General features: G+C 37.8%; 13 protein-coding genes and 1 pseudogene. 5 read left to right on the top strand and 9 right to left on the bottom strand.

Annotated elements, in window-relative coordinates:
* Positions 1-34: 34 nt before the first annotated feature.
* The 4 genes from Aru01_RS08560 to sbmA all read right to left on the bottom strand — a co-directional run bounded on the left by Aru01_RS08560 (position 35) and on the right by sbmA (position 3,786).
* Positions 35-886: a Cof-type HAD-IIB family hydrolase gene (locus Aru01_RS08560; RefSeq protein ID WP_016657132.1), complete on the bottom strand. Its 852-nt coding sequence runs from the start codon at positions 884-886 to the stop codon at positions 35-37.
* 150 nt (positions 887-1,036) lie between these two features.
* Entirely contained in the window at positions 1,037-1,543 is a 507-nt protein-coding gene (locus tag Aru01_RS08565; protein WP_016657133.1) for an SRPBCC family protein, read from the bottom strand.
* 182 nt (positions 1,544-1,725) lie between these two features.
* Entirely contained in the window at positions 1,726-2,301 is a 576-nt protein-coding gene (gene pnuC / locus Aru01_RS08570) for a nicotinamide riboside transporter PnuC (RefSeq protein WP_016657134.1), read from the bottom strand.
* A 288-nt stretch (positions 2,302-2,589) separates the two neighbouring features.
* Positions 2,590-3,786: a peptide antibiotic transporter SbmA gene (gene sbmA / locus Aru01_RS08575; protein WP_016657135.1), complete on the bottom strand. Its 1,197-nt coding sequence runs from the start codon at positions 3,784-3,786 to the stop codon at positions 2,590-2,592.
* A 595-nt stretch (positions 3,787-4,381) separates the two neighbouring features.
* Here sbmA and Aru01_RS08580 point away from each other — a divergent pair.
* A pseudogene (locus Aru01_RS08580) lies at positions 4,382-5,146 on the top strand (COG4705 family protein).
* 769 nt (positions 5,147-5,915) lie between these two features.
* Entirely contained in the window at positions 5,916-7,178 is a 1,263-nt protein-coding gene (kynU, locus tag Aru01_RS08585) for a kynureninase (protein WP_040331382.1), read from the top strand.
* A gap of 53 nt (positions 7,179-7,231) precedes the next feature.
* Here kynU and Aru01_RS08590 read toward each other — a convergent pair whose 3' ends face one another.
* The 5 genes from Aru01_RS08590 to Aru01_RS08610 form a co-directional block, all read right to left on the bottom strand.
* On the bottom strand, positions 7,232-7,534 hold the full coding sequence (locus Aru01_RS08590; protein ID WP_016657139.1) for a monooxygenase: 303 nt from the start codon (positions 7,532-7,534) through the stop codon (positions 7,232-7,234).
* A gap of 72 nt (positions 7,535-7,606) precedes the next feature.
* Positions 7,607-8,890 carry an MFS transporter gene (locus Aru01_RS08595; protein WP_016657140.1) on the bottom strand — a complete coding sequence of 428 codons (1,284 nt, stop codon included), beginning with the start codon at positions 8,888-8,890 and terminating at the stop codon, positions 7,607-7,609.
* Positions 8,891-8,971: 81 nt separating this feature from the next.
* Positions 8,972-10,255, bottom strand: a complete 1,284-nt coding sequence (locus Aru01_RS08600; protein WP_016657141.1) for an L-fuconate dehydratase — start codon at positions 10,253-10,255, stop codon at positions 8,972-8,974.
* Between the two features lie 113 nt (positions 10,256-10,368).
* Complete coding sequence (locus Aru01_RS08605) at positions 10,369-11,214, bottom strand: fumarylacetoacetate hydrolase family protein (protein ID WP_016657142.1); 846 nt, start codon at positions 11,212-11,214, stop codon at positions 10,369-10,371.
* A 17-nt stretch (positions 11,215-11,231) separates the two neighbouring features.
* Entirely contained in the window at positions 11,232-11,984 is a 753-nt protein-coding gene (locus Aru01_RS08610) for an SDR family oxidoreductase (protein ID WP_016657143.1), read from the bottom strand.
* Positions 11,985-12,112: 128 nt separating this feature from the next.
* Here Aru01_RS08610 and Aru01_RS08615 point away from each other — a divergent pair, with 128 nt between their 5' ends.
* From Aru01_RS08615 to Aru01_RS08625, 3 genes are all read left to right on the top strand, one after another.
* Positions 12,113-12,835 (top strand): FadR/GntR family transcriptional regulator, encoded by a 723-nt coding sequence (locus Aru01_RS08615; protein ID WP_016657144.1) that lies wholly within the window; start codon positions 12,113-12,115, stop codon positions 12,833-12,835.
* Between the two features lie 297 nt (positions 12,836-13,132).
* Positions 13,133-14,524, top strand: a complete 1,392-nt coding sequence (locus tag Aru01_RS08620; RefSeq protein ID WP_016657145.1) for a GntP family permease — start codon at positions 13,133-13,135, stop codon at positions 14,522-14,524.
* 41 nt (positions 14,525-14,565) lie between these two features.
* Complete coding sequence (locus Aru01_RS08625; protein ID WP_016657146.1) at positions 14,566-15,729, top strand: iron-containing alcohol dehydrogenase; 1,164 nt, start codon at positions 14,566-14,568, stop codon at positions 15,727-15,729.
* Positions 15,730-15,784: the final 55 nt, after the last annotated feature.

Raw genomic sequence — 15,784 nt, forward strand, 5'->3', positions numbered from 1 at the left:
TTTTTAATCATAGTACACTTATAAAATTAATCAGTTATACAACTGAACACTGTTTTTGCTGCCACTGCTCCCATTGCTCAGTATCAGATAAGACCCAATCAATCACATCGAGCACGCCTTCTTGATCATTGCTACGCGTATGATGCTTAGCGACTTGCTTAAGTTCAGCAACTGCATTTTCCATAGCAAAACCATAACCTGCCTGTTGTACCATAGCTAAGTCATTATAGTTATCACCAATAGTCAACATTTCGTGGTCAGCAACATCCCATAAACGCTGTAAAAAAGATAAACCAAAAGCTTTATGTTGATTAGGTAAAATCAAATCGATAAAACCAAAACCACTAGAAACAATATCGACCTGTTTTTGCTGTACATAACTTTTAGTCGCCAACAACTGTAAAGCTTTCGGTTCACTGTTTGGAGTAGTATTCAATGTCAGTTTACACACAGGAGTTTGTACTGTACTCAGCTGTTCTACACGTTGTAAGTTTTTAAAATAAATATTGAGTTTGGTTAAACTTGACTCAGGAAGCTCAGCACCAATATACCCCCGATCCTTAGCACATAGAATCATACAATCAGCAAAGTCTTCAATTAAATCATCGATAATATGCTGTAATAATTCACGATTAAATGAAGAGAAATTTAACTCTTGTTGTCGATGCATAACATGAGAACCATTCTCTGCAACATAAGCAATCTCATGTCCAATTTCAGGGAAATATTGTTGTAGAGTATATAATGGATTACCACTGGCAACGACAAAGTGAATGCCTCGTTGCTTTAACTGAGCGTATTGTTTTAAAAATCTTGCTTTATTATAGCTCTTGTCTGTTTTTAAGAATGTACTGTCCATATCGACTGCAATTAACTTGACTGACATAAGCCTTCCTATCTATCACTTAATTTATATATTTTAGAATAACGATTGTAAGTCTTTATCATGACATAACAATATCATTCATACAAATTATCAAATCATTGAAAAAATAGAAAAAACACAAGACTAATTAAAACACAAATAAAACTCAGCTTAAGATCGAAGTGATAAACATGCTCTTTTCAATTCATCCTCCAAAATAGTCATTTCGATCTCACTATAACGCCTGAGCTCTGCCTCAGCATGACGTTCTAACATACCTCGAAAAAAGGGAGCCTTAATGTGAAGAGTCCAGTCTGACTGGACCAAAATCTGCTTAGCATCACCTGTCACAATACGTTGACAACTTGCGTGAAAAGGAACATTTGACTTAAGCCGAATCGTTGAAGTCAGTTGTTCAATATTAGAAGTATCTTGACGCCTCACCAAAAAAGCATCTTTAAGTAATTTTTTTGCAAATTGAGGCATTTTTACATCTGCATGAAAGACCTGTCTTAAGATGTAAACATTACCTTCAACTCTGGATTCAATAATTTCAAAATGGTCACCCGAAAGCCGTCTACATATTGCTTCATGTAAAGGAGGTGTCGCAGCAATATATTTAAATTCAGATAGAGAAACGCCACAAATAGTTGATTTTATATTAAATTGATGTGTCATTTTTATACTCTTTGTTTTTAGAAATTTTTTTATTTATATGTAAAGCAAAGTCGTCACTTATTAAAGCAACCTAAAAATCATCTTTATGATTAAAAGAGATTGAGTTCACTGAGTCATTAACTTTAATGTAAACAGCTCACTCAATACCAAAAGCGATGTTTTATCAAAATATCGCTTAATACTTAATATGAATTAGCCTGTTGCTTTTGTTTTACCTGTAACCATTGCCACCAACCAAAGGCAGCCAACAAGACAAAAGCAGCATATAGGCCTGCTGTTGGCAGTAAGCCCTTATAAGCAAACATACCTACATAAACAATATCAACGACGACCCATAACATCCACGTTTGAATATGCTTGCGGCTTGTCCAATAAGTTGCGAGTAGACTAAACATAGCAAGCTGTCCATCTAAAATAGGTACTGCAGCATCTGTAAACTGTTGCAAACTTAAGCCAAAAATAAGCCCAGCTATCATTGTCAATATGATTTGTCCCCAAGCAAGTTTAGAACTTAAATGCTCAAGTCGAATCTCATGATCATGTTGTTTTGCTTTGCTCCAATGATAAAAACCATAGATGTTCATCGCCATGAATACACATTGTAAGAGTGTCTCACCATAAAGTTTGACCACATAAAACAAATAAGCGTACATCACCACTGCAATAAAATTGACGATCCAACACCACATACTCCGCCGAATAGTCAGTGTTACACCCAGAACACTAACCAATACCGCAGCAATTTCAAAATTTGACATAAATAGGGACTTTAATGATGAGTGCTTAAGAAACTGTTGAGAAATCTACTCTGAATTAACAACAGATTTGATTATATCTCACATGAACTGCTCGATGCTAAAACAATCGAGTTTCAATCGTGCAGCTTAAAGTGCACCCTACTCTTTTAAGACTTGTTTGCGAGTTTAAGAATATGCTGTGGAATTTATCTTTGCTCTGGCGGTTTTATTATGGTGAATATCCAAGTTAAAAAAAGCCACCACTGCAACAAGATATTGCAGTAGTGGCACTTTAAAACACAATCACATTTACTTATTTAAGATCGACTCAAAAGCCTTAAGACGCTTATAAATAGACAGCAATTCAATAATCGTTGGCCACGAGCTTACTAAGAACTGCAATGATTCACGAATTTTTCCGAAAACATAACTAATTTGGTTAATTAATCCCAAGGTAATAATCCCTGCTGAAATAGATGGGAATAACATAATTAATCCAAACAACACATCTAACTGCAAATACCAATTACTAAAAACATTGAAATAGACATAGTGAAAATAAAGACGGAAATAATTGTGTCTTAAATCTGAATAGAGTGACTTTAATTGAACTGGCTCAGCGCGATCGGCATGATCTTCACCATAAACTAGTTCTTTACGATAAGCAGCCTCTACTTTTTGATTATTAAACTCAAGTCCAGGTAGTTTTATACCCACAATCATCAATAAGAACGTACCGAATAATGCCCACCCCAAGGCTGCCCAAACCAACGAATATTTTATTTCACCAATTAAAGGCAAAATTGGCACATGCTCAGAGAGTTTAATCAGTAATGGTAAAAATGCGATCAATATCAAAATTGCTTTAATGAATTCAACTCCAAGTGACTCCATTGTTTTTGCAAATCGCATTGTATCTTCTTGAACACGCTGGGAAGCACCTTCGATCGTTCTCAACTTTCCCCAATGTTCGATATAATAATCATTCATTGCGGTACGCCAACGAAAAACATAATGACTAACAAGAAAGAGATTAAATACAGCAATCGTAATATTTAACATTGCAATATATAAAAACGTGGAGGCTCCTTGATATAAAGAAGATATTTCCCCACCTTTATTTGTAAGCATCATTTGGATCATGTCCCAGAATGGACCGTACCAAGCATTGATTGCAACACTTGCCTGCACATTGAACCAAACATTAAATAAGATAAAGGCAGAACCCCAAACTGACCACTTTTGCCAAGGATGATTGGCTTTAAATTTCCAAAAACCAGCAAATAAACTGACTGAAGTGAGAAACCAAAGATAAAACCAAACAAAACGAGGAGACCAAAAACGACTCACGCCAATCGCAAGCTCTGCATCAGCATAGCCTATAGGGAAACCAATATACTCACCAAAGCTCTTTCCACCGCTATACCAAAGCACAATATTTAATAAAAACCACAGCACCAGAGACAAAAAAAACCACTTAGGATTTGGAAAAAAAGATCGAAACATTAAATCATACTGCCCTATTTGTTATATTCATCAACCTTGATTGAAAGTTATATCGCAGCGCCTGCTGGGTCAACGTCTTTACGTTAAAGGTTACTTCCCATTTACATTAAACTTACACGATTAATTTGTGTTAGTTTTTAGCTGTATGTCAAGTATTTTCAATGTGCTAAATAACATCGGATAAGCCCATTACTTTATATTAGCACTTGATGAGGCAGTATATGATTATTAAAAACTTGCATAGTTTTTAAATAAATAAAATAAATTCCCAGAAAAAAATAAAGCCCCTCAATCTGGGGCTATGCCGCAATTATCCGGCAAAATGCTTTAACGGTTTAAAGCACACATGGTGTACGTTTAGTTTGGCCCATAAACCATTTCACCGTACACGATGAAATATATCAGAGCTCACAAATAAACAAATGTTTTAATAACTAGTTCAACAATTTAATGCATAACTTTCTTTTACAATTTGCAGTATTTTTATAGTAATACTGTCAACTTCTGATTTTTTTTATAATCGAAAACACCAAATTCAGCTCTGCTTAAGCAATAAGATTTTTAATTAAACTCTATTATTTATTGAGTGCTTGTCATGCATTCTGATCCCCATAAAATACTTATTAAAGTTCCAGAAATTACCGCCTTGTTTTGGATCACTAAAATTTTGGCCACAACATTTGGAGAAACAGCGGGAGATGCTCTGTCCATGTCCCTGAATCTGGGCTATCTGGTCAGTACATTAATTTTTGCAGTAATTTTTATAAGCTTTCTTTATGTGCAAATACGAAGCAAAAGCTATCGGCCCGTTTTTTATTGATCAACCATTATAGCCAGTACCACTGTAGGTACGACGCTCACTGATTTTGTTGATCGATCTTTAGGTATTGGCTATGTTGGAGGAAGTACATTACTACTCAGCTTAGTTCTGATCTCTTTATATAGTTGGTATAAAACAGAACACTCGATTTCTCCCTATAGTGTAAACAGTCCCCGAGTCGAAATATTTTATTGGATCACTATTACTTTTTCACAAACACTTGGTACAGCTTTGGGAGATTGGTCCGCCGATACTGCTGGACTTGGTTATAGTGGTGGTATCATTTTATATTCTTCTTTAATTTTACTGATCTTAGCTCTGCACTATCGCAGTAAAATTTCCAATACTCTATTATTTTGGGCAGCATTTATTTTGACACGTCCACTAGGTGCTGTTGTTGGGGATTTTTTAGATAAACCTCTTGATCATGGTGGACTGAACCTAAGTCGTTTTACTGCTTCATTTGTTCTATTAGTAGCTATTTGTTTATTTGCATATTGGTCAAACAAACTTAGTAAAAAATCTCAAACAACCGCTTAGCAAAATATAGAACTTAAGCCAGCCAATACTATTTTGACTGGTTTAAAGCGAATTTTTTATCCACCTCGCATTGCCATTAAAACAGTTCCGAACACTCTAAAACAGTTATTTTCTCAGTTGCCTTCCTCACTCTAATTAGCATCAGCCTCGGTATAAGTTCATCAAGTGTGTCTATGCATTTGAAGATAGAGCATGCCTGATCAATCTATCCATTTTGGCACTCTAATACATCAGCACAATACTATTTCTATTGATCAGTCCATGAAAATATAAAATGATCTCTCCATGATAAAAACAAATTCCTTTTCTCTGATATTTTTAAAAGCTTGCCTTACTATTTTTTGAATCACAATAATCAGATAAATCCATTAAGCACAATTATAAATACAAACTTCACAATGTAACTTTTAAAACTTATAAATATTTTACTTCATCAACTAAAATCATGATGTATTTTCTATAAAATACCGTCTAAAAGCAAGACCAAAACAACTTATAAGTTGAATGCAAAAAAAGATTAAAAAAAATACCAGACAAAATTAGTTATGTTTTTAATTGTTAATTCAAATTAAATAAAATATAGCTAAAAAGCTAAAATAAGGCTTTAAGTAATGTAAAAAAACCATGTAATTAATTTAAATTAATAATTTATATTTTACACCATGTTATAGTTTTCGCATAAACTATGCGAAAATACGAAATTAAAACACTAAACTTGTGTTATGTAATCTCGTGCTATATTCACATGCTGATGGAGTTTAATGTGAAAATACTTAACCAGAAATATTGTGTAGCATTAGATGATAAAGATGAGCTACAACATTTAAAAAATGAGTTTGTTCTGCCAAACTCAATCATTTATTTAGGAGGGAATACGTTAGGTGCACGTCCACACTCTTCAAGTGCCTTAACCCAACAATTCATTGCACATGAATGGGACGAGAAGCTCGCTCATCATTTAAGCAATGAAGATTACCATACTGAACTACCACGTGATTTAGGAAATAAAATTGCAGGGTTAATTGGTGCAAATAATGATGAAGTCATGGTCGCTGACTCAACAGCACTTAATTTATTTAAAACACTCGCTGCAGCAATCAAGATCCAAGCAAAAAAACATCCTGAGGCAAGGCTTATCGTTGCAGAAAGAGATGCACTCCCCACTGATATTCATATTATTCAGAGTTTTATTGAGCTACATCAGCAGCTTTATCAACTTGAATTAATTGAACATGAAAATGAGCTTGAGCAGCTCTTGGCAACGGGTCAAGTTGCTGTGGTGGTGTTATCTCAAATTCATCATTGTACAGGTCGTCTCAAAGACCTCATGACCATCAATAGACTTATTCACCAACATTTCGCCTTAGTGATTTGGGATTTATGTCAATCGGTAGGTGTATTTCCAACTCAACTGAACCAAAGCCAAGCTGACTTTGCCGTGGGTTGTACCTATAAATATCTTAATGGGGGCCCAGGTGCTCCAGCATTTCTTTGGGTGAATGAAAAGCATTTAACCACCTTTTGGGACCCTCTCAATGCTTGGAATAATCATAACAACCCACTAGATATCATTGACTTTTATGAACCATTTACTGGACTTAAACGTTATATGTCAGCTCATCAACCGATTATTTCTATGCGTTTAATCGAATGTGGACTCAATATATTTGCTAAAACTAACTTGGAGGCGATTCGATTAAAATCTTTGAAACTGACTGATCTATTTATTGAATTAATGGAACAAGAATGTGCTGATTTTAATTTTAAATTAATTACACCCCAAGAACACCAACATCGTGGTGGTCATTTAAGTTACAACCATCCTTTTGCCTATGAGATTTGTCAAGCATTATGTGCACGTGGTGTAATTACCGACTATAGAGAAGCTGATATTATCCGTTTTGCTTTTGCACCACTTTATATTCGTTATATTGATGTTTGGAATACAGTGCAACAAATCAAATCAGTTATGCAAAATGTTGAATGGCAAATTAAACCTTATCTCTTAACTCATAACATTAATTATGACTAATATAATAAAAATGGGAGTATAACTCCCATTTTTATTTCCATGCTTAAAACAGATTATAAAGGTGCATGGTTAATCTTAGATAATTCGTTATTCGTGGTAAAAATTTTACCCTCGACCTCATCTATTCCAAAACCATTTAACCGAAGACTATGCATCTTTAAATAATTTTGTGCATCAGATTCAGTCTCAAATAGGTAAATCCCCCCTGCTCGATTTTCTGCTTGGTTTTCAGTCCAAATCTTCCAAATCATTCCCGCTTCGTGGTTAATGGACTGTGCGAGATCCTGCATAGCAGCGGTCATCTCACTGCCCCAAGGCCCATTAAATGGAAAATCAACTTGCAATATATATGTCATGGTGTCTGCTATATTGGTTAAGATGTGCAGTCAGCAGTATGCCATATCCTCCAGAGCTTATCGTTAACAACGTTAGGCGCTTCGCGGTCTTGCCCACAATAAGCAAAGCACACCAATAAATGCGACACTTGCTAGAACAAATAAACCAGCAATATCGTTATGCCAGATTTGATCCATCCAATTTTTCAAATTAGGGGCTACAAACCCGCCCAAATTGCCCAGTGCACCAATAAGTGCGGCGCCAATTGCCGTTGCCTTCCCTGATAAATACTGCGTAGGTAGATTCCAAAATATCGGCTGCACCACAATGAAACCAACAATAGCTAAACTAATAGCGATTAGAAAACCTGTGATATGTGTTGTGAATGTTGAAAATGTAATACCTAAAACTGCGCAAAGTAATAGCCCAATCGCCATGTTATGCCAGTTTGCTTTGCGATCTGCCCAACGTGTTAATAAGGGTAAAGAAATTAATACGACTAACCAAGGTACGGCACTATATAAACCGACTTCCAAACCGACGGGCTGATTCAATATCAAAGACAGTTTAGTGGGTAGATAAAACAAAACACCATAAACACTCATCTGAATACTAAAATAAATCAATACAAACCGCCAAACTCTCCAATCTGATAAGACAGACTTTAATGATCCTGTTGCTAAGACTGCTTGCTGTTGATCACTATATAGAGCGCTATTGAGCAATTTTTTCTCTTCATCATTTAACCATTTTGCATCATTGGGTTGACTGACCAAAATAAAATATCCAACCACCCCAACAATCACAGTCATTGAACCTTGTACTAAAAACATCCATTGCCAATTTTTAAGTGCAAAGTTCGATTCCGTTTCTAATAGCCACCCTGAAAATGGCCCACCTAACATTAAAGCCAAAGGAACACCCAAATAATACCAGCCATAAGCTTGCCCACGATATGCACTTGGAAACCAATAGGTCAAAAACAATATTACGCCAGGTGCAAAACCAGCTTCAGCAGCTCCCAACAAGAAACGTAAAACATAAAAGCTTATGGGATCTCGCACAAACATCATCGCAATACAGACAATCCCCCAACTCACCATAATACGACTTAACCAAAAACGAGCTCCCATTCGATGCAACATTAAATTACTGGGGATTTCAAATAGTGCATAACCAATGAAAAATATTCCTGCACCTAGGGCATAGGCTGAATCACTAATTCCGACATCGAGTTCTATATAATGCTTTACAAAACCAATATTAGATCGATCCAACATAGAGAGCGCGTACATCAATATAATGATTGGCAGTAGGTGCCACTTTACTCGCCGAATAACATTATTCAGCTGCTGCTTATCCTGAGCAGTATCCATATTCACATTCCTTTGATATATGTGAAAAAAAGCCACTTGTTTTATTATTTTTTAAAATGTACAAGTGACGGGATCATCATTTTATTTACACTGAGTATGTCGATATTGTTTTAAGCTGCTTGCTTTCATTTCTATTGAAAAGCCCGCTAAATGTGGTGGCATATATGCAGCCTTGTGTATTACACAAGGCTCTATAAAGTGCTCATGTAAATGGTCCACATACTCAGTTACACGATCTTGTTTTGTGGCAGAAAAACATAAATAATCAATCATTGAATAATGCTGAACATACTCACATAAGCCGACCCCACCCGCATGTGGACAAACTTTTAATTGATATTTGGCTGCCATTAATAGAACAGCCAACACTTCATTGACCCCACCCAAGCGACATGCATCTAACTGAATTATATCTACAGCTTCTCGCATCATAAATTGCTTGAACATGATACGGTTTTGACACATTTCACCAGTGGCCACTTCAATCGGTTTCACTGCAAAACGAATTGCACGGTGTGCTTCAATATCATCAGGAGAAGTGGGCTCTTCAATAAACCAAGGATCGGCAAAAGCTAATTTCCCAACCCAATCAATAGCTTGGTCCCTCTCCCATACTTGATTGGCATCAATCATTAATTTTCGATCAGTACCAATGATATCGCGTGCAATTTTTACCCGCCGTATATCTTCATCAATATCACGTCCCACTTTAAGTTTAATGTGGGAAAAACCTTGATCTACAGCTTCTCGGCACAAGTACGCTAACTTTTCATCGCTATAACCTAACCATCCAGCCGATGTGGTGTAACATGGATAGCCATTTAACAATAACTCTTGTTCTCTAAGTTCTTTATGTGCAGCACGTTGCTGTAATAAGATCAAAGCTTCATCTGATGTAATACAATCAGTCAAATAACGAAAATCAATACATTTCACCAACTGTTCAGGACTCATATCCGCAATCAGTTTCCATAGCGGTTTATCTACATATTTTGCCCAAAGATCCCAAATCGCATTGACTACAGCCGCTGTTGCCAAGTGAATCACGCCTTTATCTGGCCCAATCCAACGTAATTGGCTATCTGATGTTAACGCCCTCCACATCTGTGCAGGATCTGCGATTACTTGTTCAATATTTATTCCAACAATAAGATGTCGCATAGCCTCAATCGCCGCACAACACACTTCATTACCGCGCCCGATCGTAAAGGTTAAGCCGTGTCCAGATAACTGTGGATCTTGTGTTTTCAATATGACATAAGCAGCAGAATAGTCTGGATCTGGATTCATAGCATCCGATCCATCACGTTGCTCTGATGTGGGAAAACGAAGATCTAAAACTTCAATGTCTATAATTTCAATCATTTTAATGTCCTTAATAAATGATCTTAGCGTGATCTCTGATTTTTAAGAAAATAGCAGTTCGACGTAGTATGAAAATCATCTACGTAGGTTTATCTCATCGCTGAAAAGGCTTGTTATATTTTGGCTGCAATCACTCGTTGTTTTTGCTCACCCAGACCATCAATACCCAAATGCATCAATTGTCCTGAACGCAAATAGACTGGAGGGTTTTGTCCTAAACCTACACCAGGTGGCGTGCCTGTCGAGATAATATCTCCAGCTTGTAAACTCATAAATTGGCTTAAATAACTAATAATTGTTGCTACATCAAAAATCATTGTGCTGCTATGTCCATCTTGATACCGCTGGCCATCAACGTCTAACCAAAGATGAAGTTGACCTGGATCAGCGATTTCATCACGTGTAACCAACCACGGTCCGATGGGCCCAAAGGTATCGCAGCCCTTACCCTTGTCCCATGTTCCAGTTCCCTCTAACTGGAATTGACGCTCAGAAATATCATTTACAACACAGTAACCAGCAACATAATTCATCGCATCACTACGTTCGATATATCGTCCTGATTTACCTATCACCACGCCCAGCTCTACTTCCCAATCAGTTTTTTCAGAACCACGAGGGATTTCAATATCATCATTTGGTCCAACCACTGCACTGGTCCATTTAGCAAATACGACAGGTTCACTGGGAATATCTGCACCTGATTCAGCAGCATGATCGGCATAATTCAAACCAATACAGATAAATTTGCCAATATCTCCAACACACGCACCAATGCGCACATCAGCATCAACCACAGGTAATTGTTGTAAATCTAATGCCGCTATTTTATCGAGTTCAGTCTCAAGTGTATGACCATTAATATCTTTAACGATATTGGATAAGTCACGAATCTTCCCATCTATATCCAAAATAGCGGGTTTCTCTTGACCTTTTTTACCATATCTTAAGAGTTTCATAGTATTTCCTTATTGGTTTAATTGGTCCAACCACCATCAATATGGTTAAATGTTCCTGTGGTAAAAGCAGATTCATCACTGGCCAAATACACGGCTAATGCAGCAACTTCTGCTGCATTACCGATCCTTCCCATAGGCTGGCGTGAAATAAACTGTTGATATACTTCTTCTCTAGACCGATGCTCTCGCTCAGCTTGATGTTCAATGCGTTGTTGTAAAGAAGGAGAATCTATGGTTCCAGGACAAATAGCATTACAGCGTAAACCTTGTGTTATATAGTCCGCTGCAATTGCTTTAGTCATGCCCAATACCGCAGCCTTTGTCGCGCTGTAAGCAAAACGATCCATCACGCCTTTAATACTTGAAGCTGCTGAGGCCATATTGATAATTGAGGAGCTTGGCCGTAAGAGTAGCTGCGGCAAGAAAGCGCGAATCATGTAATACATCGAATCCACATTTATTTTAAAAGCTTGATGCCACTGTTCTTGGCTACACGCCAAAATATTGCCGGTCGGTACCCACCCCGCACAGTTAAACAGTACATCTGTATAAGGATAATGCCGAGCAAGATCCACAACTTGTTCAACTTGTGTCACATCTAATAATTCAATTTCAATGCGATTAGATTGTTGCTGTAATTGTTTTAATGCAGCAAGATTAATATCTGTTGCAATCACATGTGCTCCTTCTTGAGCAAAGGCCAATACAGTGGCTCGACCAATCCCTTGAGCTGCTGCTGTAATAATGCAAGTTTTGTTTGCGAGTCTCATCTTCTTTTCATCCCGATTTACATTATACTAAGAGGGAAATACAAATTGTACAGACCAAAATATTGGTCTAGACAATTTACGAGCATTTATTATTTTTGGCAAGACCAAATGTTAAAAAGTTGAGTTCTATGCAGCAAACACGTCTCTATCAAACTATAGTCACAAAAATACAAGATGATATTAAAAATGGGGTATACAGCGTTGGATCTAAGCTACCACCTGAACGCGATTTAGCGCAGTTATTGGGAGTGAGTCGTACCTCTATTCGTGAAGCCATCATTGCTCTAGAGGTCTGTGGTATCGTAGAAGTCAAACTTGGCAGTGGTGTTTATGTACTAAAGACTCAGTTCGAAACGGCCTCGCCAGTCACTGATCCTGTATTGAATATCCATCCTCGATTAGCTCCATTTTTAACAGAGACTCAAGACATGTCGCCTTTTGAATTATTAGAAGCGCGATTATATATCGAGCCTTATCTGGCAGAGCTCGCTGCCAAACATCGGACAGAACAACAACTCGCAGAGATTAAACAAGCCTTCATGATGAATGTCAGTGATAATCTCGAACACTCACACGACCATATTGGTGATCGCTTATTTCATATTCGTATTGCTGAAGCGAGTCAAAATAATGCCTATACTTTTTTCTTAAAATACTTATTGGGCCAACAATATACTGAGCTGTTTAGTCGCCTGCTGAGTCTCTACACCACAACTGACATGCCATTGCGTTCTCAATATGAGCACCAAGAAATCTTAACTGCAATTCAAAATCAAGAACCCGAACGTGCACGAAAAGCCATGCAAAACCATATACAGCAGGTCATCCAGATTTTTTCTAGACAGGAGTAAATCCTAGACCAATACTGACAACTTCAAAAATACTCCCTTGTTCTTTTTGCTAAAAAGAAATAAGGGGAGCCTCTGAAAATGATCTTTTAATTGACTAAAACCTTCTATTTTTATCGCCTGAAAGCCCTTTTCTTGGGCTTAATCTCTACAAATTTTATCGAGTAACTGTGCCATTCTCAGCGCAAATTTTATGATTTGCTCTGTTGACTTCGCTTGGATTAAATTATATAAACACCAATAACGATACATATCGTATCAATATAAAACAACAATCACTTTTAACATAGGATGTTAAACATGATAGGACTCATTGGAATAATCCTATCCTTAGTATTGCTCATGTATCTGGCGTATAAAGGATTCAGCGTCATCATTCTTGCACCATTACTGGCATTATTTGCAGTACTTTGGAGTGGCCTCAGTCATGAGGTTTTAGGTGTCTATTCTCAGATTTTTATGACGGGACTTGGCGGTTATATCATCAAATATTTTCCATTGTTTTTACTCGGTGCAATCTTTGGAAAACTCATGGATGACTCAGGTTCAGCTCGAACAATTGCAAACTTTTTTGTTGATAAACTTGGACATAAACGTGCCATGTTATCGATTGTTTTATCATGTGCAATTTTAACCTATGGTGGTGTATCACTCTTTGTTGTTGGATTTGCTGTCTTCCCAATTGCAGCTGCATTATTTAAAGAACTCGGTATCCCAAAGCGTCTAATTCCTGGTGCAATCATGCTTGGAGCCCTAACCTTTACCATGACTGCATTACCTGGTACGCCTGCGATTCAAAATGCGATCCCGATGCCCTTTTTTAATACAGACCTCTATGCTGCTCCAGGTCTAGGGATTTTATCTTCGATCTTTATTTTAATTACAGGTATGTACTGGCTGAACTACCGCACTCAACGAGCACATGCACAGCAAGAGGGTTATGGCCAACATATCGAACCTGAAACACAGATCTCTATGGGTCAGCAGGGTCCAAGTTTAATCATCGCCATGCTGCCGATTATTGTAGTGATTGTGACGAATCTTATTTTGACCAAATTCATTTTACCAAGCCTAGATACTGCCTACTTGAGTACAGATAAATTTGGAAATACTTCACTAAATTCGGTGCTTGGTTTATGGGCAATTATCTGTGCACTGGTCTTAGCCTGCCTGACAATTATTGTTTGTAATTGGCAACGTATTCGCGATATCAAAGACTCATTACAACAAGGTGTATCTTCTTCATTTTTACCTATCTTTAACACGGCCTCTGAAGTTGGTTATGGTTCGGTAATTGCCTCTTTGGCAGGCTTCTTAATCTTACGTGATTTCTTAATTGGGCTCGCTCCTCACAATCCCCTGATTTCAGAAGCGATCGTGATTAACGTCTTAGCGGGAATTACAGGTTCTGCTTCTGGTGGACTGAGTATTGCACTGAACACGATGGGTGAAACCTATATGAATCTGGCAATACAACATGGGATTTCACCTGAACTCATGCATCGTGTTGCGTCGATGGCTTCAGGTGCCTTGGACTCACTCCCACATAATGGTGCAGTGATTACTATCATTACCCTTTGTGGTCTAAGCCATAAACAGTCTTATTACGATATGTTTGTCGTTGCCGTGATTATTCCCTTAATTGCATTAATTGGCGTGATCAGCTTCGGCACTATGTTCGGTTCATTTTAATCTTCACCTTAACACTTACAATAATTGCAAAGGAATACCTTATGTCACATGCGATTCAACTCCCCCGTATGATGGAAGTCGGCAAAAATGCACGCGCAAAACTCCCACAAATATTAGCTGCATTGGGTTGTCATAAGCCATTAATTATCACTGATAAAATCATGGTATCTTTGGGCTATATCCAACAAATTCAGACCCTCTTGCTTGAAGCTAACATTCAAGCAGATTACTTTGATCAAACCATTCCTGAACCAACCTCAGCCTCAATTACAGCTGGAGTTACACATATTCGCACTCATCAATACGATGCAATTATTGCAGTTGGCGGAGGCAGCCCAATAGACAGTGCCAAAGCGATGAGTATCTTGGCTAAATTTGGTGGTGAAATCCGTGATTATAAATTTCCACGTCAAGTAAACGAAGCTGGATTACCGATTATTGCTATACCCACTACAGCTGGCACAGGTTCAGAATGCACGCGCTTTACCATTATCACTGACGATGTAAGTAGCGAGAAAATGCTTTGTGCTGGTATTGGCTTCCTGCCTGTTGCCGCGATTGTTGACTACGAGTTAACGATGTCATTGCCAGCAAGAACTACAGCAGATACAGGCATCGATGCACTAACGCATGCGATTGAAGCCTATGTAAGTGCCAAAGCAAATGCCTATAGCGATGCCCAAGCTCTAGCCGCAATGAGCCTCATCGGACCCAATCTACAAACGGTTTACCATGAACCTGATAATGAACAAGCACGTGAACAGATGATGCTGGGTTCAACTCTTGCGGGTATTGCTTTTTCTAATGCCTCTGTCGCTTTAGTTCATGGTATGAGTCGTCCAATCGGCGCATTTTTCCATGTGCCACATGGCTTATCCAATGCCATGTTATTGCCAAGTGTTACAGCCTATTCAATACCAGCTGCGCCAACACGCTATGCAACGTGCGCCAAAGCCATAGGTGTTGCACATGCCGATGACAGTGATGAGATTGCGAATGAGAAATTAATCCAAGCCTTAATCAAAATTAATCAAGACCTTAATGTACCTACCCTCGCAGAATTCGGTGTCGATAAAGCAGAGTTTGATCAAGTTCTTCACACCATGGCGGAACAAGCACTGGCATCAGGTTCACCCAATAACAACCCAAGAGTTCCAAGTATTGCTGAAATGAAACAGCTCTACCAAGCACTTTGGAACTCATAAATTTTTCAAATCTTTTTAACAAAACCCCTTTTATAAATAGCAAATCCAAGGACTC

This window comes from Acinetobacter rudis, from assembly GCF_000829675.1.
In the GTDB taxonomy this organism is placed as follows: domain Bacteria; phylum Pseudomonadota; class Gammaproteobacteria; order Pseudomonadales; family Moraxellaceae; genus Acinetobacter; species Acinetobacter rudis.

Excerpts from the sequence above, each read along its gene's own strand:
- Aru01_RS08560 (WP_016657132.1), bottom strand. The coding sequence starts at position 886 with ATGTCAGTCAAGTTAATTGCAGTCGATATGGACAGTACATTCTTAAAA.
- Aru01_RS08565 (WP_016657133.1), bottom strand. The coding sequence starts at position 1,543 with ATGACACATCAATTTAATATAAAATCAACTATTTGTGGCGTTTCTCTA.
- pnuC (WP_016657134.1), bottom strand. The coding sequence starts at position 2,301 with ATGTCAAATTTTGAAATTGCTGCGGTATTGGTTAGTGTTCTGGGTGTA.
- sbmA (WP_016657135.1), bottom strand. The coding sequence starts at position 3,786 with ATGTTTCGATCTTTTTTTCCAAATCCTAAGTGGTTTTTTTTGTCTCTG.
- Aru01_RS08590 (WP_016657139.1), bottom strand. The coding sequence starts at position 7,534 with ATGACATATATATTGCAAGTTGATTTTCCATTTAATGGGCCTTGGGGC.
- Aru01_RS08595 (WP_016657140.1), bottom strand. The coding sequence starts at position 8,890 with ATGGATACTGCTCAGGATAAGCAGCAGCTGAATAATGTTATTCGGCGA.
- Aru01_RS08600 (WP_016657141.1), bottom strand. The coding sequence starts at position 10,255 with ATGATTGAAATTATAGACATTGAAGTTTTAGATCTTCGTTTTCCCACA.
- Aru01_RS08605 (WP_016657142.1), bottom strand. The coding sequence starts at position 11,214 with ATGAAACTCTTAAGATATGGTAAAAAAGGTCAAGAGAAACCCGCTATT.
- Aru01_RS08610 (WP_016657143.1), bottom strand. The coding sequence starts at position 11,984 with ATGAGACTCGCAAACAAAACTTGCATTATTACAGCAGCAGCTCAAGGG.
- Aru01_RS08615 (WP_016657144.1), top strand. The coding sequence starts at position 12,113 with ATGCAGCAAACACGTCTCTATCAAACTATAGTCACAAAAATACAAGAT.
- Aru01_RS08620 (WP_016657145.1), top strand. The coding sequence starts at position 13,133 with ATGATAGGACTCATTGGAATAATCCTATCCTTAGTATTGCTCATGTAT.
- Aru01_RS08625 (WP_016657146.1), top strand. The coding sequence starts at position 14,566 with ATGTCACATGCGATTCAACTCCCCCGTATGATGGAAGTCGGCAAAAAT.